Source organism: Paenibacillus sp. MDMC362 (assembly GCF_003269305.1).
Classification (GTDB): domain Bacteria; phylum Bacillota; class Bacilli; order Paenibacillales; family Paenibacillaceae; genus Paenibacillus_AQ.
In genome coordinates, this window is sequence record NZ_QLYT01000063.1 from 26,054 (window position 1) to 50,117 (window position 24,064).

19 protein-coding genes are annotated in these 24,064 nt (G+C 48.8%); 10 read left to right on the top strand and 9 right to left on the bottom strand.

Translation table 11 applies throughout. The annotated features are described in order from the left end of the window. Positions 1-78 precede the first annotated feature (78 nt). Positions 79-960 carry a GNAT family N-acetyltransferase gene (locus tag DP091_RS26435; protein ID WP_113061121.1) on the top strand — a complete coding sequence of 294 codons (882 nt, stop codon included), beginning with the start codon at positions 79-81 and terminating at the stop codon, positions 958-960. 85 nt (positions 961-1,045) lie between these two features. On the opposite strand, the gene DP091_RS26440 is transcribed toward DP091_RS26435, so the two are convergent. Both DP091_RS26440 and DP091_RS26445 read right to left on the bottom strand, forming a co-directional pair. After that, positions 1,046-1,699, bottom strand: coding sequence for a TVP38/TMEM64 family protein (locus tag DP091_RS26440; protein WP_113061122.1), 654 nt, complete (start codon positions 1,697-1,699; stop codon positions 1,046-1,048). Positions 1,700-1,887: 188 nt separating this feature from the next. Beyond that, the gene (locus tag DP091_RS26445) at positions 1,888-2,721 is read right to left on the bottom strand and encodes a CPBP family intramembrane glutamic endopeptidase (protein WP_306438135.1); all 834 of its coding nucleotides are present in this window, start codon (positions 2,719-2,721) and stop codon (positions 1,888-1,890) included. Positions 2,722-3,060: 339 nt separating this feature from the next. On the opposite strand from DP091_RS26445, the gene DP091_RS26450 reads away from it, so the two are divergent. Further along, complete coding sequence (locus DP091_RS26450) at positions 3,061-3,669, top strand: TetR/AcrR family transcriptional regulator (protein ID WP_113061124.1); 609 nt, start codon at positions 3,061-3,063, stop codon at positions 3,667-3,669. Positions 3,670-3,777: 108 nt separating this feature from the next. Then, a complete protein-coding gene (locus DP091_RS26455) occupies positions 3,778-4,644 on the top strand; it encodes a YitT family protein (protein WP_113061125.1) in 867 nt (288 codons plus the stop codon). A gap of 212 nt (positions 4,645-4,856) precedes the next feature. On the opposite strand, the gene DP091_RS26460 is transcribed toward DP091_RS26455, so the two are convergent. Next, a complete protein-coding gene (locus DP091_RS26460) occupies positions 4,857-5,069 on the bottom strand; it encodes a hypothetical protein (RefSeq protein ID WP_071220380.1) in 213 nt (70 codons plus the stop codon). 49 nt (positions 5,070-5,118) lie between these two features. Continuing rightward, positions 5,119-5,691 carry a thymidine kinase gene (locus DP091_RS26465; protein WP_113061126.1) on the bottom strand — a complete coding sequence of 191 codons (573 nt, stop codon included), beginning with the start codon at positions 5,689-5,691 and terminating at the stop codon, positions 5,119-5,121. A gap of 338 nt (positions 5,692-6,029) precedes the next feature. Here DP091_RS26465 and DP091_RS26470 point away from each other — a divergent pair, with 338 nt between their 5' ends. The 6 genes from DP091_RS26470 to DP091_RS26495 all read left to right on the top strand — a co-directional run bounded on the left by DP091_RS26470 (position 6,030) and on the right by DP091_RS26495 (position 18,316). Then, complete coding sequence (locus tag DP091_RS26470; RefSeq protein WP_113061127.1) at positions 6,030-7,778, top strand: RNA polymerase sigma factor; 1,749 nt, start codon at positions 6,030-6,032, stop codon at positions 7,776-7,778. 151 nt (positions 7,779-7,929) lie between these two features. Further along, positions 7,930-8,829, top strand: a complete 900-nt coding sequence (locus tag DP091_RS26475) for an EamA family transporter (protein WP_258394705.1) — start codon at positions 7,930-7,932, stop codon at positions 8,827-8,829. 230 nt (positions 8,830-9,059) lie between these two features. After that, positions 9,060-9,803: a GTP pyrophosphokinase gene (locus DP091_RS26480; RefSeq protein ID WP_100537787.1), complete on the top strand. Its 744-nt coding sequence runs from the start codon at positions 9,060-9,062 to the stop codon at positions 9,801-9,803. Between the two features lie 537 nt (positions 9,804-10,340). After that, positions 10,341-11,738 carry a protoporphyrinogen oxidase gene (locus DP091_RS26485; RefSeq protein WP_113061129.1) on the top strand — a complete coding sequence of 466 codons (1,398 nt, stop codon included), beginning with the start codon at positions 10,341-10,343 and terminating at the stop codon, positions 11,736-11,738. Next, positions 11,735-12,298, top strand: coding sequence for a DUF1697 domain-containing protein (locus DP091_RS26490; protein WP_113061130.1), 564 nt, complete (start codon positions 11,735-11,737; stop codon positions 12,296-12,298). Before DP091_RS26485 ends, DP091_RS26490 begins: the two co-directional genes overlap by 4 nt. Positions 12,299-13,090: 792 nt before the next feature. Beyond that, entirely contained in the window at positions 13,091-18,316 is a 5,226-nt protein-coding gene (locus DP091_RS26495) for an S-layer homology domain-containing protein (RefSeq protein ID WP_113061131.1), read from the top strand. A 146-nt stretch (positions 18,317-18,462) separates the two neighbouring features. Here the strand turns inward: DP091_RS26495 and DP091_RS26500 are convergent, their stop codons facing one another. Together DP091_RS26500 and DP091_RS26505 are read right to left on the bottom strand one after the other, a co-directional pair. Beyond that, positions 18,463-19,692 (bottom strand): aminopeptidase, encoded by a 1,230-nt coding sequence (locus DP091_RS26500; RefSeq protein WP_113061132.1) that lies wholly within the window; start codon positions 19,690-19,692, stop codon positions 18,463-18,465. Between the two features lie 126 nt (positions 19,693-19,818). Beyond that, on the bottom strand, positions 19,819-20,190 hold the full coding sequence (locus DP091_RS26505; RefSeq protein WP_113061133.1) for a MerR family transcriptional regulator: 372 nt from the start codon (positions 20,188-20,190) through the stop codon (positions 19,819-19,821). Positions 20,191-20,393: 203 nt separating this feature from the next. Here DP091_RS26505 and DP091_RS26510 point away from each other — a divergent pair, with 203 nt between their 5' ends. Then, entirely contained in the window at positions 20,394-21,980 is a 1,587-nt protein-coding gene (locus DP091_RS26510; protein ID WP_113061134.1) for an MDR family MFS transporter, read from the top strand. A gap of 110 nt (positions 21,981-22,090) precedes the next feature. Here DP091_RS26510 and DP091_RS26515 read toward each other — a convergent pair whose 3' ends face one another. From DP091_RS26515 to DP091_RS31640, 3 genes are all read right to left on the bottom strand, one after another. Then, positions 22,091-22,912 (bottom strand): carbohydrate ABC transporter permease, encoded by an 822-nt coding sequence (locus DP091_RS26515; RefSeq protein ID WP_113061135.1) that lies wholly within the window; start codon positions 22,910-22,912, stop codon positions 22,091-22,093. 16 nt (positions 22,913-22,928) lie between these two features. Further along, positions 22,929-23,888 carry a carbohydrate ABC transporter permease gene (locus DP091_RS26520; protein ID WP_113061136.1) on the bottom strand — a complete coding sequence of 320 codons (960 nt, stop codon included), beginning with the start codon at positions 23,886-23,888 and terminating at the stop codon, positions 22,929-22,931. After that, positions 23,881-24,064 (bottom strand): hypothetical protein (locus DP091_RS31640; RefSeq protein WP_220091185.1); only part of this gene is annotated, 184 nt, incomplete at its 5' end. The genes DP091_RS31640 and DP091_RS26520, both read right to left, overlap by 8 nt.

A 24,064-nucleotide genomic window follows, 5' to 3' on the forward strand; every position in this document is an offset into this window, starting at 1 on the left:
CCCATTTCTTGTTCCATGTTTGGCTCATGGGTATCATTTTGTGGTAAAATTGACCAAAACAAGGGAGAATATGTACAGATGGTATTGGAAACAGATCAAACGAAATTAAGACAGCTGTCTTCCTTTCTTGCCCGAATGAATGGGGATCGTCATCATCATGTCGGATATTGCGGCGAACAGGAAGGGGAGATCTACAGCACGCTGCTGGAAGATTTTTCGGAAAATGGCCGACTGAGCAGCCAGCGATTTACCGTGATCTATGATCAAGATCAGATGGTGGGTGCATTGGGATTCGATGTGGACGAAGAAGAGGGAACTGCTGAAATATGGGGGCCTTTTATCGATGCGGAAGACGAGTTATGGCATCGATTGGCGAATGAGCTATGGGTTGAAGGAACTATGAAGCTGAATGGCAGCGTAACACGCTATTTCGGATTTTATAATGCAGCGCATCCGTCCGCTGCGAGGTTTATGGAGGACAAAGGGGGAAGAAAGACAGGTGTGCATCATGTACTGAAAATCCAAAAATCCACCTTGTTGGCGAATGCCGCGTCTGGATTGCAGGATATCACGCCCGAGTATTGGGATGAGTTCGAGAATCTGCATGGCACCGCCTTCCCGAATACCTATCTCAGCTCGGAGTCTATTTTGCAGAAGCTGGATGAGTATCATCGGCTCTTCATATTTACGGAAGAAGGCCGTTTCGTCGGGTATGTTTATGTGGAGGGAGACCCCGATTTCCAGGAAGGAAATATTGAATACATCGCGGTATCCGAACAATATCGGCGCAAAGGGTATGGCCGGCTCTTGCTTGATCAAGCGCTCCATTATTTATTCCAAGTCCTGCAGCTGCAAGAAATCTCATTATGCGTGGACCAAGACAATGCAGGGGCGCTCCAGCTGTATCATCGTGCGGGCTTTGAGACGGTGCATAAACTGGCGGCTTACGTATTGGAGTGAACATAATGGTTTCCAACATGGCACGTCCATAAATAACAAGACCCGCCCATCCCAGTAACCGGGACCGGCGGGTCTTGTTAAACATCTAACGCTTCGTTTTTTTGCTGCTGATGACGACGCTCCCGGGCTGATCATCGTGATGGTAACGGTTTTCCATCTTTTTGCCGGCCAGCCACAGCAGCCAGAGGACGATGGCCGCGATAAGAATGCGCCAAGGCTGCTGGATAAAGGCTTGCCAGTCATGTCCAATGAATGCCACCATAAAAATCATCACGGATTTACCTGCCATAACGGCTATCGTGAACGTCGTTGCCGATATCGTGCTGATGCCGGATGCGATATTGATCAGTGAGGAAGGCGTGAAGGGGAAGCAGTACAGGATGAAGATCGGCGTAAAGCCCTTTTCTTCAATCCAATGGAAGAAGCGCTGGGATCCCGGCATTCTTTTTTGGATAAGCAATCCAAGCTTGCCTCCCAACCTACGAACAATCCAGAACACCGTAACGGATCCAAGACAAACGCCGATCCACGACAGCAAGAATCCCCACCATAATCCATAGGCCGCGGAGTTCCCCATCACCAGTACGATAAGGGGCAAAAAGGGAAGGAACGCCTCTATAAATGGAAGCAAAATACCCGGGATGGGACCCAGCTGCGAGTACTGCTGAAGCCATTCCTGCACTTGATCCATGTCAATTTCTTTCATATGGGTCCACACGTTCTGAAGCCATTCCAACATGATGAGTAAATCCTCTCCCTGCCTAGGGTAAAATTATGTATTTTCCGGTCGATCACGGATGAAATATATTATAGCATAACCAGAATCAATATTATAAATTGCAAGTATTGAAGCGGGAGGAGGGATACAGGTAAAGCTTAAACTCCCCTAAAGCCATGGGGAGTTTAAGCTATATCCGTTATCGGTTCTTATACAGATTGGGCAGGCAGCGCTTCCTTGGTTTCAGGATTCGAATCCGGCGGGTGATCCGGCTCGATTCCGTTCCAATCGATTCGGTTCTTGCTGCGCAGTGACCAGACGATCAATAGGATGATCCCGATAATGACCGAACCAATCGTTACCATATAGTTGCCCCAGATCGAAAGATATTCGATCTCGATGAATGCATATTGGGAGGGTACCACGACGTACCGGACCATCTCCAGCCAGGCCAGGTGAAAGCCGATGCTCATCCACAGATTGTCGGAAACGATGCGGCACAGCTGCAATACCGTACCAAAAGCGACTAAATTGATGATATACTCCACCGTAATCAAATCCCATGTCCCTATTCCTAGGGCCACCATGAATCCTGTTACGGTGATAGGCGCAAGCACGAACATTACGACCTGAAGGGTCAAAGCAAGCCAGCGCGGAAAACGGGTGTTTAAGTTTCGGTACACATAACCGCGGAAGGTGATTTCTTCTGGAAAGGCTTCATAGAAAAAGGCAATGGGAACGTTGATGAGGATAACGAGCATCGTAACGATTGGGAAGTGGAAATCCACGATCCGGAGCCATCCGGCTGCGCTGCCGATCAGCAAGGCTGCAGCCGTGACCAGGGCAAGGAAACCGATGCCGAGAAGGAAATAACGAAAACCGGAAGGAACAGAGCTAAGACCAAGTCCGCTCCAGGGACGCTGGTCGACATAACGCCTGAGCAGATAAATCAGCGGCACGGATAAGCTTGTTGTTACGACGGCAAGGAGGATTTGGAGCCCAAGCGTGGGGATGTCGTATGAACCCGCTACCGTGGCTATCACAACTGCTAGTCCGAGCCCTGCAACAAAAGCCAGCCATCCAAGGGCGACACGCCAGAACAGGTTTAAACGGCCCTCACGATCACGAAATGCCCGAGAGATACCGTGTTTAGCCCTCGATTCAGTTAATGTGCGGATGACGAACTCGCTCCTCTCTTAAGAACACGCTGCCTGTGTTCCTATTCTTTTTGACATTAATATATATAGTATTTCTTCTAACAAAGTGTTCCATAGAAAGAACCTATTTTTACGAAGGTAGGCATTAAAGAAGCAAATAAAAGATGCTGAAATGTTGTTTATAGTACGTTGTATTAAAAAAAACCGGAAGTGTATAATGGGATTATGCCGAAAATCGTAGATCATGATAAACAAAGACAACGGGTCGCTGAGGCTGCCCTGCGGGTGATTCAGAGGGGCGGACTCGAAAAAGCGACGGTACGCAATATCGCCGAAGAGGCGGGGTTATCCGTAGGTTCGCTGAGACACTATTTTACCAGCCAAGCTGAGCTGTTGGCATTTTGTATGAACCTGATAATCGAGAGGATTGAAGAACGCTTTTCTACTTTATCCTTGAAGGGACCCGTGTTTGAGGATGTAAAACAAGTATTGATGCAATTTCTGCCGATGGATGAGGATAGGACGATGGAAATGGAGGTGTGGATGTCGTTTGTTGCCAAATCGCTAGTCTATCCCGAGTTAAGAATAATGACCGACAATATGTATGATGGATTAACCAAGGCGTGCCATTATGCGGTGGATACCCTGGTCGCACATAAGCTGGCAAAACCGGGGCTGGATCTTGATTATGAGAAGGAGCGCATATATGCATTGGTGGATGGATTAGCGATTCATCATATCATGAGGCCGCAGCAACTTGCCAAAGAAAAGGTCGAGAGGATTCTTGAGCAGCATCTGCGTTCCTTATGTCTGAATGACAAGGCAATGGACTAAAAGACCCATGTCACTTAGCGTGTCAACATTGACATGCCATTCCTTTTTTTAATACAATGGTTCTTCGACAGGCACTTCGTGTGAAAAAAGATACAAAAGGAGAATGGCATGGTCAAACAACACAAAAATCTGACAGTCGGCGAAATTCTGAAACGCTTCATCTTTATTACCATCGGTGCAGTTCTGATGGCTGTGGCGCTTGAAATATTCCTGGTGCCCAACGAAATTATCGACGGGGGAATTACCGGTATTTCTATCGTATTATCATCGATTACGCCCATTAAACTGGGTGTGTTCCTCTTCATTATCAACTTGCCGTTTCTGTTCATCGGTTATAAGCAGATCGGCAAAACGTTCGCATTTTCCACACTGTACGGGATCGTGGTATTGTCGGTGGCGACAACCTTCCTGCATCATGTAGACCCGTTTACGAACGAGAAAATTTTGGCGGTGCTGTTTGGTGGTTTGATCCTTGGTCTGGGGGTAGGGCTTGTTATCCGTTACGGCGGAGCTCTTGACGGTACGGAGATCATTGCGATCCTGTTGTCCAAAAAGCTGCGCATGCCGGTCGGGCAGATCATCATGATGATCAACGTGTTTATTTTTATAACGGCAGGGTTTGTATTTGGTGCAGATTCGGCCATGTATTCGATTTTTTCATACTACATAGCGGCAAAAGTGATGGATATTGTGGTAGAGGGCTTGGACGAGTCCAAATCCGTTACGATTATATCCAATGAATATGAAGAAATCTCAAGTGCCATCATGCAGCGTCTGGGCCGCAGCACGACGATGATCTATGCCAAGGGCGGATATTCGAAAGAGGATACGCAGATGATTTATTGCGTCATCACCCGGCTGGAGATTGCGAAGCTGAAGACGGTTGTGCAGGAGATTGATAAGAACGCATTTATTTCGATTCAAAATGTCGCGGATGTGCTGGGTGGGAGTATGGCGAAGTCAGATATTCACTAGGTGCACGTACACGCTATTAATGGAATAGGTTGATTAACGAACGGCGGTTTTTTGCAGATCCTCTTCTGCAGAAGGCCGCCTGTTTATTTAGGAGATAACCTATATGCGGACAGTATACTGAAAAAGCACGAATCGAGGAGAAGGGATTGCCTGAGTGTCTCATCGAAGCTCCATGAAAGCCGCAATCTAAAAGCGCTCAGGCTATCCATCCATCATTTCCGTACTTCAAAAAATTCGCATTCATCCCGCTTATGATAGCCGAGCGAGCTGACGCTGGATTGCGTGATGACGGTTTCGTCGGTGAATCGGATGACGAGACTGCCGGAGTCAATCAGATGATTATCCTTGAAGATGCGTATACGGATCTGCTGCTCCATAACTTCCTGAAAGTCCTGGTCGGTTAATAGCGGTCTGACTATCGGCATGGGTCATCCTACTCCTTACGTTTTGAATGGTGGATTGTTCGTAAAAGTCTTATGCTAAAGGGGGATTGGTATGACACTTGCGGCAAACGGGGAAGTAGGTATCATTCCCTCCGATCAGGATCTGCTCGCCGGTATATACGGGTTTACCGTCAATGACGCGAAGGTTCATAATCGCTTTACGCTCGCAGAACCAGCAGATCGTCTTCATTTCCTCGATTTTATCGGCGTAAATCAGCATCCAGCGGCTGCCTTCAAACAGCTCGTTCCGGAAATCATTCTTCAATCCGAAGCCCATGACAGGCACGTTGAGCTCATCTACGATCCGAACGAGCTGCAGGATGCTGTCCTTGGACAGGAACTGGCATTCGTCAACCAGAACGCAGTATGGCTTAGGCTGATGCTCCTTCACAATCCCGTAGATGTCGGTCGTATCGGATATAGGTATCGCTTCGCGTCGCAGGCCGATTCGCGAGGATACATACCCAACGGCATCCCGGTCATCGATAGCGGATGTAAAAAGGAGCACCGGTTTGTTCTGTTCTTCGTAGTTATGGGCGACTTTCAAAATTTCGATGGATTTACCACTGTTCATAGAACCGTACTTAAAAAATAATTGAGCCATGCTTTCGTTCCCTTCCTATAAGTGCAACGTTGCTTCTTTGAGTGTAGTGGTACAACTTCGTTATTCTTACTATATAAGATATGACATGCAGAGTATATTGTCGCATTATTGGGCGTCTTTTGTCCATTGCCTGCAAGGACTATATTCTGACATATTTGACTTAATCGCGGAATGGAAAAAAGGGGCAGGACTTGACCTCGCAATGATGGCGGGGTTATTCACAACATGGCACCAGGCTTAATCATATCAAGGTATAATATTTTTGAATGACGTTGTCAGAAATGACGAACTTCTCTGGTCATATAAGTAGTCAACGCTACGAAAGAGGGTTTGAGCAATTGGAAACGCCAGCAGACAGAACGGTCCAGTGGGATGAGATGGAAGATCAGGAGTTGGTAAAATATGCCCAGGCAGGGGAGCGGGAAGCTTTCGGAGAGCTTGTTCGGCGTCATCGGTCCAAGGTTTATGGCTATGCGAGAGCTATAACCCGGGAGTCCTACCTGGCAGAGGACGTTGTACAGGATGCATTGGTCCGGGCATTTTTGCACTTGGGCAAACTGGTCGATACCCGGCGTTTCCTGCCCTGGGTGCATCGGATCGTACGGAATCAGGCCTATACCCGGCTTAAGGGAAGCTCCGCGATGAAAGAGCAGACATTCACCGAGCTTGAAGGCAGGGGAAGGGATGATAGCGCCGGGGGTGCAGATCAGTGGAGGAATCTGGACAGCATTCTGGGAAGGCTCCATCATTCTTCAGCCGAAGCGACCGCAGGATTCAACGTGCCGGAGGAACGAATCGTCCAGCAAGAGACGCTGCGTGTTTTAACGGACATCATTCAACGCCTGAAGCCACGCGAACGGCTTATTTTCGAATCTCATTTTTTCGATCAGCTGTCCCCGCAAGAAATTGCTGACTTGTTTCAGCTCACTTCGGCCAATGTGTATCAGATTATTTCGAGATCACGGAAGAAAGTGATCCAAGAAAAAATCCGCGTCACCGTTGACTCTTATATTAAGACGAGAAGGGACTTGGGAATTATGAATAAGAAGATTCTACAGTACGAAGGATCGTTGAAAGAAATCAAAACTTGGACAACCGCTGCGGATGCCACGTATAAAATGCTGCAATTTACAGATCGGAAGCTATCCCTGCCGATGGTTATGGGGCTTACAGGTCACGCATTCCGAATCAACATCATCCCGGATCAGGTTCACATTGCAGGTCCGACTGCGTATTTTTTTGGCGAAGTATTATCCCGGGGTCTTCATAATATCGGCTTCCATTCCAAATTCATCGACGGCATGTCGGACGGCATCGGTACCAATGCGAATCTGCTGGATCCATCTGCCCTGGATAAGAGTGCCATGGGCAAGCGCAGCATTCATCAGGAGCTGCCAAGGGCCCTTGATTTGATTCATAGCTCGCTGGACCGCGGATACCCTGTGCTGGCATGGGATATTTTCTTTCCCGAATTTGGTACGCTGTATGGCTATGACGATGAGTCCAGAACCCTCTATGGGGAAGTATGCGGAAAAGCGGATACGCTCGCTTATGAGAATCTCGGAAGGAGTGTAATGGAAGAGCTGTTCGTTCTGGCCGTTGAGGGGTCGGTCGATTTAACGCTTCAGCAGCAGCTTCGACTTGCGCTCGAAACCGCCATCGAACAATATGAGGGGAAAGAAAGCGTGGTACCGACGGCAGTGAAGGGGATTGCGGCATATGATGCTTGGATCGAATCGCTGCAGGGTCGGAAGATCGAACCGAACGGCCATGCATACAACATCGAGGTATTAAGAGATGCCCGGTATTACGCTGCTGAGTTCTTCAAGGAACTGATAGCAGCATGGCCAGATGCGAATACCGAAGGACCGGAGCTCACGCAGCAGTTTAAAGAAGCCAGCGTTTTATATACGGGAATGTGCGAGAAATTCAGTGTCCTGCATCAGATGTTCCCGTTTCCGGTAGGCGGAGAGCCTAATTCGGATGATCAAGAAACGACAGCGATAACGCTGGTAGAGGATATTAAAGCTCGGGAGATCGAAGCCGTTGCTAAATTGAGAGAGATGTTTGCAAAGTTGTCTTCTTAATTAGTGGTTGGTATTTACAATGTTGAGTTTTTGTCTTAAGATAAGACCATAATTCAATATCAAACAGAGTCAACCCCACTTTTTACTGTTTTCTGGATTCCAAAACAGTGAAAGTGGGGTTTTTTGTTGCGTAAGGGGGAGGTTCACGTTGTTGCATTTGTTGAAAAATTCATTCTTCGTATTTTTGGGAGCCTGCTGTTTCGGAATTCTGTCAACGGTTGTAAAGCTTGCTTACCAGGAAGGGTTCTTATTTCAGGACGTAATGATCAGCCAATTCGGGACAGGCTGGCTCATTCTGCTGCTGCTGATGCTGTTATTTGGACGACAAAAGGTCACGGGCAAGCAATTCCTAAGGCTAGCCGGGGTTGGGTTATGTACATGTCTTACAGGCGTCACGTATTACCTTGCCCTTCAGAGCATTCCGGCATCGATCGCCGTCGTGCTTCTATTTCAATTCACCTGGATCGGCGTCATTATCGAAGCTGTTGTGAAACGGCAATGGCCGGATAAATCCACTGTCATCTCCGTTATCATCCTGTTCGTCGGGACGATGATGGCTGGGGGGATGTTGGGTGCAGGCGAGATTCAATTGAATTGGAAAGGGACATTATTGGGGCTGACCGCGGCATTGATGATGGCTTTGTTTGTCTTCTTCAGCGGCCGGGTCGAGACGCAGATGTCACCCATTACCCGGAGCTTTTATACCTCAACGGGTGGTCTTATTCTGCTGACGATCCTGTTCACGCCGAAAGCGTACACGGAGATATCCCTGTTTGACAACGGGTTATGGCTGTTCGGCTTAATCTTAGGCGTATTCGGCGTTGTTCTTCCAGTTCTGCTATTCGCACTCGGTGCGCCCAAAATCAGTACGGGATTGGCAACCATTCTTGGTGCCGGAGAGCTGCCCGTTGCCGTTATTGCTTCGGTGCTGGTGCTGAGCGAGCAGGTGACTGCGCTGCAATGGATCGGGGTTATCGTGATCCTGCTGGGCATTGCGTATCCGCAGATAGCGGCGCAGAAACGGGGCGGATTGCCGGCGGTACAAAGATAGGTGGCACAACGATAACAAGCAGCACGATGTTGGCATAGGATAAAAGACGTTGCGACCTCCCGGTTGCAGCGTCTTTTTGACGTTACAACACTAAAGTTGCAGTGGCACCTCAATATCAACTACTATTTAAAGAGGGAACAGAACTTCTGGTATGTTAGCAGCGTGTTTTGTTTTTATTTATTACTCGAGTCATCACGGCTCTGAATCACACAATCGAAAGGAAGTATCCCATGAATTCTTTGCAAATCGAACAGCTTAAAATCATTCGGAATGAAATTACCCGATTCATGATGAAATACAAATTCGCGCTAGATGAGATCGAAACCAAAATGGAGATATTAAAAGAGGAGTTCCAGGCTCTTCATGATTATAGCCCGATCGAACATACGAAATCCCGCCTGAAGTCCCCGGAGAGCATCATGAAAAAGCTGCTTCGAAAAGGCGGAAACATCTCTCTCAGTTCCATAGAAGATAATATCAAAGACATTGCGGGTCTAAGAATCACCTGCTCCTTCATTACCGACATATACAAAATCAGCGACATGCTGCAGAAGCAGAGCGATTTAACGGTATTAAACGTCAAAGATTATATCAAGAATCCGAAGCCGAACGGATACCAAAGCCTGCATCTGTTAGTGGAAGTGCCTGTGTTTTTCTCCGACCGGGTGGAGAAGGTATGCGTTGAAGTCCAAATTCGAACCATTGCCATGGATTTCTGGGCGAGTTTGGAGCATAAAATTTTCTACAAATATAATAAGTCCGTTCCTCAGCATCTGCTGGAAGAGCTTAAGAAGGCTGCGGATACGGCTAACGCGCTGGACCGTCAGATGGAGCAGTTACACCATGAGGTGCAGGCCATTAAGGACTCGGAAAGCGATGATTCGCTGCTGGAGGAACTGAAGAGCATTCAGATCAACAACCGCAAGTATGAGCTTCCGGCGGGCTTGCTTGAAGTATTGACCGAGGATAAATAAAGTTCCTGGCGAAGCAAAAAAAAGAATGATACATCTGTTTCATCAACCGTGCACCGGGTATATATATCCTAAGTGGGAAGTGGAAACACACATCAACACCAGACGGATAACAAGACGTTAAGTCGGAATTACCGAAAGGATTTGATACCCATGTACAACATGACGAGGAATAAGGACGACACAGCCTGAATGATTCCAAAGTACACCTTGAGCAATGGAAAGATTGCGTTAGAATAGAATAGACCGCTTCCCACGGAAAAAAACCTGCGAGTGATCTCGCGGGTTTTTTTGCTGGCGACAACCATCCAAGCATGCCCATGGAGCCCCGTACGTGAAGCAAAGGGAGCAGTACGCGTGATGTCTGATGCTGTTTTCTCGCGACGGAAAGTCGGTAGTTAGGTATAACGGTTCTGTTCACAATATTGAGGGAATGGCGTCCTCGGAAGTACGGGCTCTATGATATACTTAGAAATTGGATACAATGGTAACGATCAGGATTAAGATGTTATGAACCTACATAATAGAGGTGTATGTACAGTGACAACTACCGTAGTCATCGGCGGCGGCATTACCGGACTTTCGACCTTATACTATCTGCAAAAAGAGTTGAATCAACATCAACAGGATATGGAACTGGTGCTTGTCGAGGCAAGTGAAACGCTGGGAGGCAAAATCCGTACCGTTCAGAACGGTGAATTTATTATGGAAACCGGAGCGGATTCGATCGTATCCCGGAAAACGAATGTGGCACCACTTCTGCAGGAGCTTCAGTTAACGGACCAGGTTGTGTATAATGCCACGGGGACTTCTTTCATATATACGACTGCAGGTTTGAAAAGAATCCCGGATGAGAGCGTATTCGGCATACCGCTTAGCCTAAAATCCTTGGCCGAAAGCGAGCTTGTTTCTGCCGAGGGAAAGGTGGAGGCGCTCAAGGACTATTACACGCCGAATGAAACGTTTACCAAGGATGATTCTTTGGGAGAGTTTCTTGAAGCCTTCCTTGGCAAGGAAATCGTGCAGAATCAGATCGCTCCGGTCATATCGGGCGTCTATTCCGGAGAGCTTCATGACCTGACAATTGCGTCCACGTTTCCCTATTTACTGGAGTATAAAAACACGTACGGCAGCATCATGGGTGGTTTGGCCGAGAATAAACAGAAATTCCTTGGCTCAGGCAATAAGAAATTTCTTTCCTTCAAAGACGGAGTCTCCGTATTGATTGATGCATTGGAACGGACCGTGATACAAGCAGGCGCGAAGATATACAAAGGCGTTGCCGCAGAGAAGCTGGAGAAAGCAGCCAGCGGCTACGGGGTGACGTTGGCAAATGGCGAAAAGCTTGAAGCTGATTTTGTTGTTTTAAGCACGCTCGGAACCGCCGCAAAGGATCTGCTGCAAGATCCGCTGCTTCATGAGGACTTTGACCAGCTGTATACCAAATCGCTCATCAGCGTGTATCTTGCCTATGATATTCAAGACGAAGAGCTTCCCTATGATGGAACGGGATTCATTACGGCCAAGGGAACCCGGTTGAAGTGTGATGCTTGCACCTGGACGAGCCGGAAATGGGAGCATACCTCCGAGAACAAGCGGTTATTGATGCGATTATTCTACAAGAGCTCCAATCCGCATTATGAGGAGCTGATCCGTTTGTCCGATGAAGAATTGAAACAGATCGGGATGGGCGATATCAGCCAAAGCCTTGGCATTAAGGCCGAGCCGATCTCTTGTGAAGTCACCAAATGGCATGACAATATGCCGAATTATCATTTGAAGCACCGGCAAATCGTGGAGTCATTGGAACAGAAAATGGATGACCTGTATCCTAACGTTATGCTGGCGGGGTGCTCCTATTATGGAGTGGGTATACCGGATTGCATTGCAAACGGGGAGAAGACGGCAGGTCTGATTCTGGAAAGGATGCTTGGATGACAATCTACATTGCGCTGCTTAGAGGAATCAACGTAGGCGGACACAATAAAATCAAGATGGCCGATTTAAGAAAGATGCTTGAATCGATGGGACTAGCTCGCGTGCAGACCTACATCCAGAGCGGAAACGTGCTCTTTGAATCCGGGGAATCCAAGGAAACGCTGCGCGTTCAAATAGAGCAGAGCATACTTGAAACGTTCGGCTTCCCGATATCGGTAATTGTTAGAACCTCCGAGGAAATCGAGGGGATCGTTCGGAACTGTCCATTTTCGGAAGAAACGCTGCGTCAAGCGGAGGCAGCGTCGGAGTTGGAGAGTCTTTATGTTGCCATGCTGACGGAAGCGCCTGCTGCTGAAGTTGTGGAGAAATTAAGGCTTTATGTGAACGAAAAGGAAATCTTCGAGGTGATCGGTGAAGAGGTTTACTTACTGTTCAAGGAAAGCGTTCGGAATTCCAAGCTGGCGGTTCAGTTGTCGAAGCTCGGCGTGCCGATGACGATGCGGAATTGGAAAACGATGAACAAGCTGGTACAACTGTCCCAGACGATGAAGAGTGTGTGAGCGGCCGCAATCATGTATACAAATGAAGGGGTACATAGCTGATCTCCATATTCGATAGAAAGTTCGGGCCAAAGTGTTTCACTTCCCGAGGACCGGGTAAATATAGAACAAGTGGGAAGTGGTATTGTCAATCGACGGACGGAAGAACATCATGTCATTCCGAAAGGCAGTTGATTCGCCATGAACACTCGTAAAAGGAGAAGGAGAGCGAAGTTTCTTCGATTCTTTTCAGGTAAGGCACCCTAGCAATTGGAAAATGGCTGCATAATGAATAACAAATTCGCTTCCCACTGATAAGGATCCTGCGATATCATTCGCGGGGTCTTTTTTTTGTGCAGAATAAGCACAAACTGCATCCTATGAGAAAGGATGATGAACAATGCTTGCCCAAAGATGAAACGGATAAGAAATGAATAGATCGGAAGTAATGATCTTTAAACGCCATGCCGGTTTCGTTTGTGGATCTTGAGATATGGATGCTTACTTAAGATATAGTGATGAAGGTCTGTTCGGATATTATCCTATTTTACTAGAAGGCTAGCTGATTTCCGGGACTTGCGTATCATTTATCAGATTTTACATAAAGTGGTTTAAAAAACGAAGGGAATATGCAATTATTGATCTTAGGAGGTGAAGTGCTAAATGGATCTCTCAAGGGGATAGCCTAAATCAGATAGAGTGAGGGATATGATATTGAAAGCGCTTTAATTAAAATTTGGAAATCCCATGGAGACCTGGAGAATTGGGAAACTGAATTGATTGTTCAAAAAATCATTTCTAGGAGGTTTTCCATTGTCTAAGATCGTCCTGAATCGATGTATCTCCTGCTTCTTGATCCTCTGTATCGTGTTGTCGGCCTCGTTTACCGGATTTGCAGAACAGGCTTCAGCCCAGTCATCCACCTTGCCTAACAACATGCCTGAACTCCTGATCACCGAGCTTGTTCCTGATTCCACGAATGTAGGAACCGCCGACGGATATGAATTTATTGAAGTATATAACAATACCGATCAAGACATCGATTTCAGCCATTACAAAATTCGTTATCGTTACTTGGAGAGTGATACCCTTTGGGCTCATGTACCCGATGAGGTGATGATTCCATCCAGAGGCACGCTGGTGTTCTGGATCATTAATGCTCAGAACAGCAAATCCACGATTGCTGATTTTAATAAAAACTACGGCACCAACCTGATTGAAAACACCGACGTTGTCAAAATATTTTCAGGCGGCATGTCCAATTCACGCATGCGGGAGCTCGTGGTTGTAACAAATACCGGCCGTCCGATTGTGTCCGCATTTTACAATGATGGGGAGGTCCATAACGGAGCTGATCGTGGGATATTCTATAAGTATCCCGAAGATGGCAGCCTGAAGATGCAGCGGATCTCCCAGCTGGAGCATAAGGCTACGCCGGGTTCGCTGCAGCATTCCGAGGTGCCTGCAGAGCCGGTACATATTGATGTGACTAAGGAACCGACGGTCACCAACCGGACGACAACAACCAATGTGGAACCGGGTGAAAATCTGGAGATTACGGCAGAAGCGCACGATGATCGTATGGTTACTTCACTTGGGCTATCTTATCGTGTCGATGGACAGAACGATTACAAGGTTGTACAGCTTCAGGAAGGGAAGCAAGGCCTTCGTCATACGATTCCTTATCTGGAGCTGCTGGGACACACCAAGCTGGAGTACTTTTTCACGGTGTCCAACACCTTTAAGAAAGTAGAGAGTCCTAAATATGAAGTCGACCTCACGGGGAACGGGGCCAGCGCCAGCCTGAATGTTGACGATCAACAGACGGTCACCGGGATAACGTATATTCGGGGTGCGGCAGACGGGGCAGCGCCTGCGGATCTCGAGCTTCATATCGACGGGCAGCCGGTTCAAGGTACACCCGTGATGGAGCATTCCGCTTATTTTGTTTTTGAAGGCGATGGTATTGACGATGGGATCAACACGGTGAGCGTAGGCAAGAACGTTCTGTTCAAGACAGAGCCGAATATTGACGGTTATCAAACCATCGTTGCCCCCATCGAACCGCAATGGCTGACAAGCGGCACAAACGAAATTACCCTGCGGGCCGGCGATAATGAGAAGACCTATTTCGAGGATGACAAGCCGACGGGGAACATGGATGATTTTAATGTCCGCAACGTGCGGCTGTTGTTAGGAGACGGGACAGAAATCCGGGATCCGCAATTTAGCGATCCAGCGCTTATCCACGACCTAGGGGACGATGGACGGTTTCTGCCATTTGTAACGTTTCAATTCGATGTTTCTGCCGATAAGGTAAAGGCCCTGTCTCACGCATGGGATACCACGACGTTTACAGACGGTCTGCACAAGGTTGATTTGCATGTAAAGGGTAAGTCTGAAGCAATTGCCAACATACAGGTAGATAACAATGGACCCGAAATTAACGTGACTGTTGAAGAAGGCAAGAGCTATAAGGGAAGCATTCCCATTGATGTGACTGCACAGGATAGCGTATCCGGCGTTGAACAAGTGGAGGTACTGCTAGATGGTCGAGCCATCCAGGTGCCATACGATACTTCATCGTCCGAGCTTGAACCAGGCGTCCATAAGCTGGACATTCGGGCAGTGGACAAGATTGGCAACATCTCGGAACGTACGGTAACGTTTAACACCGCACCGGAGCATCCGAATGCACCCGAATTGGTCTCACCAGCAAATATGGAGAGCGGAACCGGGTTATCGCCGGAGCTTAAGGTTCAAGTCAGCGATCCATCGGATGACGAGCTTGAGGTCTCCTTCCATCAGGCATATCCGTATCATGCATTAAGTGGCGATCGCGTAAAATTATCCAAGAACGCCTCGGATGAAGAGCCTCCTAAGGATAGGTTCCCGGCTGGCGAAACCGCGCTGACCGAAGAGGAATTAAGGCTGGTAGCTGAATCCAACGATCAATATGTCACGGTCGATTCCACGTCCCAGTTCCCTTATATCCGGTTTGAGGTAGAGCTGGAGCATGCCGTGGAGCCGGGTGACCGCGTTGAAGTTACTTGGGAGGGACATACGATGTCGGGCCGCAAGGTCACGATGTATGCGTGGAACCACAACCTGAACAAGTGGACGGAGATCACCAAACATATTGCGCAGTCTGAAGATGATTTTACGCTTCGAGGCGAACTGCCGGCGGCAGACTACGTCCAGAACAGCAAAGTGGATGTCATTGTACAGGATGAAATTCCTTCACGTGAGGATTATGATTACACTTTTGTATGGGTATCGGATACCCAATTCTTAACGGAGCTGTACCCGCATATACAGCAGAAGCAATTTGATTGGATTGTCGATTCCATCGATGATATGAACATCAAATATCTGTTCCATACCGGTGATATCGTGAACGACCCGACAGCTGAGTATCAATGGAAACGTGCCGATGATTACATGAAGATGCTGGAGGATGCACATCTGCCGCATGGCGTGCTTGCCGGGAATCACGATGTGGGAAGCTACGATTGGGACTACACGACCTACAGTCAATATTTCGGGGAGAACCGTTACAAGAATCAGCCATATTACGGAGGTTCCTACAAGGACAATCGCGGACATTATGACCTTGTATCCGTTGAAGGCAACGACTTCATTATGATGTATATGGGATGGGGCGTTGAAGACGAGGACATAAAGTGGATGAACGAGGTTCTCGCAGAATATCCGGACCGTATCGCATTTCTGAATTTCCACGATTACATGCTCGCGAACGGAACTCGTTCCGGTATAGGCAATAAATTGTACAAGGAAGTTGTCGTACCGAATCCCAACGTGGTTGCCGTTCTAAGCGGCCATTACACGGGAGCCAGTCTGCTTAAAAATGAATTGGATGATAATGGTGACGGCAATGTGGACAGAACCGTCTATCAGATGCTGGCAGACTATCAAGGACATGCCGATGGCGGCAGTGGTTACTTGAGACTGCTGCATTTTGATAAGGAAAGCAATCAGATTTATGTGAATACGTATTCGCCATACTTGGATAAGTATAATTATTATACAAATCCGGGTGTGGATGAATTTACGATGAACCTGGATCTTGAACCGAAATTAAAGCGGGTCGCAACAGATTCAATCCAAGTGAATCATCTGAGAGGGGAGTCCATCGGTACACCGCAGAACGTGGCTAGCGGCACTGAGGTTGTTCAGCAATGGGCAGGACTGCAATCCGATGGAACCTATTCGTGGTATGTCGTCGCACAAGACAAATTCGGGGGGAAAACCCTTTCGGATGTGTGGACATTCACGACAGATGGAGGGAATCTCGAAGCTCCGACCAACCTGAAAGCACTGAGTGTGACATCGTCAACGGTTCAAATCGGTTGGGATCCCGTGAGCAGTCCAGACCAACATGCGATGAATTATAATGTATATCAGGACGGAGAACGCGTAGCAACTGTCACGGATAGCGTATATGAAGCGGCAGGGCTGACCCCGGACACGCTGTATGAATTTAAAGTAACCGCCGTGGACAAGGAAGGCACGGAATCGGCTCCGAGTGAGATATTAACGGTCATCACTCAAGCCGTAGAAATTCCGGGTGCGCCTGTGTGGACAGCCGGGGAGCTTAAATTTTCGGACATCACCTCAAACGCTGTATCCATGAGTTGGCCGGAGGCGGCCGCAGATGATGGCGTGGATGGATATCGTGTATATCTGAAAGGGCGGAGTGCACCGGTTGTTACCGTGACAGATGATGTGTATTCGCATACCGCTTCCGGTTTGGAGCCGGACACCCGATATCATTTTACCGTAAAGGCCTATAACGCTGCGGGAGAGAGCGCCGGACTTCATAACTCGGTCACAACACCGGCAGCAGCAGTAGACAAAAACGAGTTAATTGGATTAATTGCATCGGCACAGCAAAGGCTTGAAGAAACACGGGAAGGCACATCGCCGGGGCAGTATCCGGGAGAAGCAAGGTCTGCACTCCGTGCAGCCATTGAAAGAGCCAGCGCCATAGCGCAGCAGGATCATGCAACTGCCAAGGAAGTACAGGACGCGATCAGCGATCTGCAAGCCGCGATCCGAACCTATAACGCTTCGGTGGTACCTTCAACCGTGAACCCTCCATCATCAGGATCAGAGTCGGGTTCGGGGTCCTCTGGAGGCCACGTACTATCTGGAGACAACCGATTAAAAGGACTTGAAGTGATCATCGGCGGCAAAGCAGCTGAGCTCTCCCCTGCATTTAATGAGAACATCACAGAGTACCGTCTTGAGACGGAAGCCGAATCCGTGCAGCTCCGTGTGGATGCGGCGCATAACAAGGCAACAGTTCTTCTGGGACAAGAATCCTTGAAGAAGGATCAGGTTATCGAGTTGAAGGAAGGGGATAACCTGTTGAAGCTGATGATTCGGGCTGAGAACGGTACGACCCGCACTTACCAGTTGACCATTCATCGTAAGACGAAGCCGGTGACCGAAGAACCGAAGCCGGAGCCAAAGCCAGTGATGTTAACCGACATCGCGGGACATTGGGCTTCGTCGGCGATAGAGGAAGCCGTTCAGCTCGGTATCGTTGGCGGCTATCCGGATCATACCTTTAGGCCGGACCGGCAAGTAACACGCGCTGAATTTATGGTGATGATGGCCAAAGCATTGAATGGACAAGGGGATGCTGGGAAGCTGAATTTCAAAGACAGTTCCATCATCGGATCCTGGGCGCTTAAAGCGATTCAATGGGCTGTATCCGAAGGTATTGTGAAGGGATATCAAGACGGCACATTCAGACCGAACCAATCTGTCAGCCGTTCTGAAATGGCGGTCATGATCACACGTTACCTGGACCTTGCCTTACCAGAAGCAGCAACGGAATTCCTTGATCAGCAAGCCATTCCGGCTTGGGCAGAGAAGGAAATCGCTGCCGCCACCGCGGCTGGCATCGTGAACGGGCGCTTAGGTAACCGGTTCGCCCCACGGGATTCCGCGACCCGGGCGGAAGCCGTCATGATGATTCTTCGTATGCTGGAGAACATGGAGAAGAAGTAAGAAATAAGAACGGATATGAGGCTGACACTAGAGCTGGAGCTTTAGTGTCAGCCTCTTTCGGGTTGTACATCAGAAAAGCCCTGCGATTGCCGCAGGGCTTAATAATTGAATATGAAGGTGGATTATCATGGCATTTCAGACTTACTTCAAACCCATCGTCCACCGCGAAATACAGGTTCAATCGTGCCGTCAGCCAGCACGCCATCAATGTCCAGCTCGGCCGATCCGATCATGAAATCAACATGCGTCAGACTGACATTGGCTCCGCGAGCGAGAAGTTCTTCCTTGCTCATTTTGGTACCGCCCTCGATATTGACAGGGTAGGCGCTGCCCAGCGCAAAATGGCACGACGCATTCTCATCGATACCCGTGTTATAGAAGACACGGTTCAGCTGGGAGATTGGCGAATCATGCGGTACGAGTGCCATTTCTCCCAGATAAGACGCGCCTTCGTCCGTTTCCAGCAGTGTTGTGAGATGCTCCCGCCCGGATTCGGCTTCATACTCGACAACCTTGCCGTCCCTGAATGTGAGCTTGATCCCCTCCACCAGGCGGCCGTTTAGATTAAGCGGCAGCGTACTTGTTACGGTCCCGTTCACGCCTGTACGGTGTGGCATCGTGTAGATTTCTTCGGTCGGCATGTTCGCCACGAAATATACGCCGGCTTCATTCTCGTCGCCGCCGCCGAGCCAGAGATACCCTTCCGGCATGTCCACGCGTAGATCCGTTCCCGGCGCACGATAGTGGAAGCTTTTGTAGCGTTTGGCATTCATGTGATTCTGGCGTTGCTTCAGCTGAGCAATATGATCCCGCCAAGCGGCAACCGGATCTTCACTGCCCACCCGGTTCATCTGGAATACCGCATCCCACATGGCTTGAATCCGATCCTCTTCGGGAAGATCCGCGAATACCTTATCGGCCCAGGCACGGGTGGGGGCTTTAATGAGCGACCAACTGATTTTATTGTTGCGCACGTAAACCTGGTATTTCTCGCTGGCTACGGCAGCGGCTTTGACGGCTGTAGATACTTTGGTCGAATCAATGCCGCGGAACAGCTCCGGATCCGGAACCTTAATGCGCAGAATGGCGCCTCCGCCTTCAGCAAGCTGCTGCATGGCGTCGGCCTGCCACTGCGGATAATAACCGAAGGAGTCAGCGGGTGCTTTCTCGTAGCGAATGCGGGTGATTCTCTCATCATCCCAGTCGACTTGCACATATTTGGCACCGGCATCGTATGCCTTGGCCACGATGCGGCGTGTCAACTCTACGGCTTCGATTGGAGCATTGACGATCAGCACTTGGCCTGGCTGAATGTTTACGCCTACCTTAACGACCAGCTCCGCGTATTTCTCCAAATTTTTCTCGAAATTGTCCATATGTAGATTTCCTCCAATTCAGATGTACACTTTTATTTTAACATGTTAAGGAGGTATGCAGATAATGGATCTCATCATCGAAATGAACGGCCCCGAGCATGTTGACGCTCGGGACCGCGTATGTCGTCAGACGGGGACCTGGTTCTTTTTCTTCATCGTAAGGGAAATTTGCCGCTCAAGCAGCTTTTTCAACTCATGGAGAGCAGCGATCTGACCATCCACATGACTTAACTTCTCTTGGTAAATGGACAGCATTTCCTCGCAGTACTCGTAATCATCCGGAGATGTAATTTCACCATTGAATAAAGCTCTGATTTGATCCGTCGTTAATCCCAGCTTCAAATACAATTGAATCATTTTGACCCGCTCGATAGCAGATGTGTCGAACTGACGGTAATCATTATCAAGCCTGTGGGCTTCAAGCAGGCCTTTTTGTTCATAATGCCGGATGGAGCGTGCACTGACCTGGCTGATTTGCGATAATTCACTGATCTTCATTCCACATGAACCTCCTTGCATGAGTTGGATATCCCGATTATACGCTACCAGGTATGAGCGCATAAAGTGTCTGGGCTTTATTTATATGTAATTTGAGAAAAAGAGGAATCGGGGATAAAAGTGTGACAGTCACCTGTCATACTTTATGAATTACAATGACGACAGTAAAGAAGGAAACCTACTTAGAAGGAGTGTATGAGAACTTGAAGACACAATCAACCAACAAATTACCCATCGTGCTTGCCGGCCTGCTGCTCGGCATATTAATGGCATCCATGGACAATACGATCGTAGCAACCGCTATGGGGAATATCGTCGGGGAACTAGGAGGACTTGATCATTTTGTATGGGTGACCTCCGCTTATATGGTCGCTGAGCTTGCGGGAATGCCGATCTTCGGCAAGCTGTCCGACATGTATGGGCGCAAAAAATTCTTTGTATTCGGGATGATTGTATTTATGCTGGGTTCCGTGATGTGCGGTACGGCGAACTCCATTACCGAGCTGGCGCTATATCGTGCCGTGCAAGGTATTGGCGGCGGCGCGCTGATCCCGATTGCATTCGCGATTATGTTCGATACGGTTCCCCTCGAAAAGCGGGGTAAGCTTACCGGGTTATTCGGAGCCGTGTTTGGATTATCCAGCATATTCGGACCGCTCGCAGGCGCGTATATTACCGATCAAATTACATGGCAGTGGATATTCTATATTAATTTGCCAATCGGCATCGTCGCTTTCATGATGGTGACGCTGTTCTATAAAGAATCGCATGAACGCTCCAAACAGCCGATTGATTGGATGGGCGCCACTACGCTCCTGACAGGCGTCATCTGTTTCATGTTTGCTTTAGAGCTTGGCGGCAAGCAGTTGGCGTGGAATTCCTGGATTATCCTGGCGTTGTTTGCTGCGGCGTTTGTCATGCTGGTCCTCTTCGTGCTTGCGGAGAGAAGGGCGGAAGAACCGATCATTTCGTTTCGTTTGTTCAAGAATAAACTTTATACCTCCAGCGTGCTGTGCGGCTTATTCAGCGGAGGATCCTTCATTGTGGCTTCCGTGTACATTCCAATCTTCATTCAAGGCGTACTCGGCGGAAGCGCAACGAACTCGGGGCTCGTCCTGCTCCCCATGATGGTGGGTTCGGTCATCACGGCTACGGTGAGCGGTTTTCTGATGAGTAAAATATCGTATCGTAACATCATGATCCCGACGCTTGTCCTGTTCACGGGAGGGATGGTGCTCGCATCGACGCTAACCGCGGAATCCAGCAGGTTCATCGTAACCCTGTACATGGTTCTGATCGGACTTGGCATCGGCGGCTCGTTCTCCGTTCTGAGTACTGCCGTGATGCATGGTTTATCCTATAAGCAGCGTGGAATGGCGAGTTCTACCTTTAACTTTACGCGGTCGCTTGGGATGACGATTGGGATTACGGTGTTCGGGTTGATACAGAGCCGATCCTTTGCCGGTTCCTTATCCTCGGGATCGAGCGTGATGAACACTGAGTCGCTGCCTGGAGGATTTGATCTCAAGGACCCTCACATCTTATTGGCGCCGGAGACGAGGTCGCTGATCCCGGCCGAGCTGCTCAAGCCGATCTCGGACTCGCTTGCTTCCTCCATTGCGGCTACGTTTGCTTGGGCAATCGTTCCTGCAGCATTAGCACTTGCGGCAGCAACGTTAATGGGGCGCAAAAAGTTGGATGAAACAGCGGAATTAAAGCGGGAGACGGTCGTTGGTTCAGAAGAGGAGAGTGAAACTCCGGAAGATGAAAAGCTGGCGATGGTGCCGTAGTGGTTACGGTATGGCGATATGATCTGGGGTCAAAATAAAGAAAATTCTGCTTACAACAAATAAGAGGGTATCCCAATAGATCTAAGATCTTTTGGGATACCCTTTTACCGTTAACTCTTAATGGCACCTGCTGCAATATCGGAAATGAATTGCTTGCTGATGAACAGGAACAAAACGATCAGCGGAATGACGGCGAGCAGCGTACCGGCAATGACCATCGAATAGTCGGTCGTGTATATTCCGTTCAATGAGGAAAGCGCAACCTGCAGGGTGAATTTGTTCTCATCATTTAGAATAATCAGCGGCCACAGGTAGTCATTCCATACGCCGATGAACGTGAAGGCAGCCAGGAACGATAGGGCGGGACGCAGAATCGGCAGCGATATATTCCAGTAGAGGCGGAAGAATCCGCAGCCGTCGATTTTGCCTGCATCCAGCAGCTCCGAGGGCACCGACTCCTGTGCATATTGCCTGATCCAGAAGATCCCGAAGGCGTTGACCATTCCGGGAATGATCAGCGCCTTGTAAGTTCCTACCCATCCGAACTCTGCCATAATGACAAAGGAGGGCACCAGGGACAGCTGGGCGGGCGCCATCATGGTGGCCAGCAGCAGCACAAACAGCCATTTTTTGCCCGGGAAATGGAATTTGGCGAACGTGAATCCGGCCAGGGAATCAAAGAATAAGACCAGCAGCGTACAAGCGGAAGCCACGAACAGGGTATTCCAGAAGGCCCCGAAGAAATCAATGCTGCTCAGCACCCTCGACACGTTATCAAGCAAGTGAGGACCGAACCATAGTTTCGGAGGAAAGCTGTAAATATCCGAAGTGGTTCGGGTTGCCATGACAAGCAGCCAATAGAAGGGGAAAATCGACAGCAGCAGTCCGGCGATTAACCCGATGTGAAGGAATATGGATTTCCATTTGAACATACGATTCACCCCCATTTCAGTCATTGGACGGACTGCCTTGCACCATTTTCCAGTTCACGATGGAAAAGATCGCTATGAGCAGGAACATGCCCCAGCCGACGGCAGCGCCATATCCGAAATAGTTATTCACGAAGGCTTCACGGTACAGGTAGAGGACGATGGTCATACCGCCGCCGCTGACGCCGCCATCATTACCGACAAGCACCTGCGGCTCGGTGAAGATCTGCATGCCGCCGATGGTCGAGGTAATGACCGTGAAGAGAATGATGGGCCTTAGATTGGGAATGGTGATTTTGAAAAAGGATTGAATGCCGGAGGCTCCGTCGATTTTGGCTGCTTCGTACAGGACGGTCGGGATGCTCTGCAGCCCGGCAAGATAGATAATGGCGTTATACCCTGCCCATCTCCATATGACCATGACCGAAATGGCAAGCTGTATGCCCCATGTTTTATTCAACCACTCGATGGAGTTCAGGCCGAGCAAGGACAGCATATAGTTGAGAAGGCCGTAATTGTTCGAGAATACGGTGCCGAACACGATGGCAACCGCCACCAGTGAGGTGACGTTCGGCAGGAAATAGCCGATCCGGAAGAAGGTGCGGAACCGGACAAATGATGCATTAAGCAGGAAGGCAACGACCAGCGCGATAAACAGCATCGGTATCGTGGAGTAGATCCAGATGAGCAGCGTGTTGCCGACGGCTCTCCAGAATTCCGGGTCGGTGAGCATGAATCGGTAGTTGCCCACCCCGTTATAGGTCATCTCCCCGATGCCGTCCCATTTCTGAAAGGACAGGAACATCGAGAAGGCAATCGGGAAAAGGCCGAATATGGCAAATAGAATGTAAAAAGGGGAGATCGCCAAATATTCTTTGCGGTGTTTCCATATCTGTGCAGACAGTCGGTCTTGAGATTTCGGATGTTTAGGAACAGGCTTATGTTCCACGGGCGTATGATTCAGCATTGGATTATCCATCGTACTGTAACCTCCTCAAGCGGTTGGTATTTAAGTACTTATAGAGGTTGTTCAAAAAGTCCGCTTTTGATAAGAAAACCTCTATCGAGGCCACTTCAAGGATGAGCGACCGCGATGCAGAGGTAGGTTTTCTTGCGATATAGAATTTCATCAGTTCCACTGATAACTCATAAATT

Excerpts from the sequence above, each read along its gene's own strand:
- DP091_RS26440 (WP_113061122.1), bottom strand. The coding sequence starts at position 1,699 with ATGTTGGAATGGCTTCAGAACGTGTGGACCCATATGAAAGAAATTGAC.
- DP091_RS26460 (WP_071220380.1), bottom strand. The coding sequence starts at position 5,069 with ATGCCGATAGTCAGACCGCTATTAACCGACCAGGACTTTCAGGAAGTT.
- DP091_RS26435 (WP_113061121.1), top strand. The coding sequence starts at position 79 with ATGGTATTGGAAACAGATCAAACGAAATTAAGACAGCTGTCTTCCTTT.
- DP091_RS26505 (WP_113061133.1), bottom strand. The coding sequence starts at position 20,190 with ATGAAGATCAGTGAATTATCGCAAATCAGCCAGGTCAGTGCACGCTCC.
- DP091_RS26465 (WP_113061126.1), bottom strand. The coding sequence starts at position 5,691 with ATGGCTCAATTATTTTTTAAGTACGGTTCTATGAACAGTGGTAAATCC.
- DP091_RS26515 (WP_113061135.1), bottom strand. The coding sequence starts at position 22,912 with ATGTTCAAATGGAAATCCATATTCCTTCACATCGGGTTAATCGCCGGA.
- DP091_RS26480 (WP_100537787.1), top strand. The coding sequence starts at position 9,060 with ATGAATTCTTTGCAAATCGAACAGCTTAAAATCATTCGGAATGAAATT.
- DP091_RS26500 (WP_113061132.1), bottom strand. The coding sequence starts at position 19,692 with ATGGACAATTTCGAGAAAAATTTGGAGAAATACGCGGAGCTGGTCGTT.
- DP091_RS26455 (WP_113061125.1), top strand. The coding sequence starts at position 3,778 with ATGGTCAAACAACACAAAAATCTGACAGTCGGCGAAATTCTGAAACGC.
- DP091_RS26450 (WP_113061124.1), top strand. The coding sequence starts at position 3,061 with ATGCCGAAAATCGTAGATCATGATAAACAAAGACAACGGGTCGCTGAG.
- DP091_RS26520 (WP_113061136.1), bottom strand. The coding sequence starts at position 23,888 with ATGGATAATCCAATGCTGAATCATACGCCCGTGGAACATAAGCCTGTT.
- DP091_RS26490 (WP_113061130.1), top strand. The coding sequence starts at position 11,735 with ATGACAATCTACATTGCGCTGCTTAGAGGAATCAACGTAGGCGGACAC.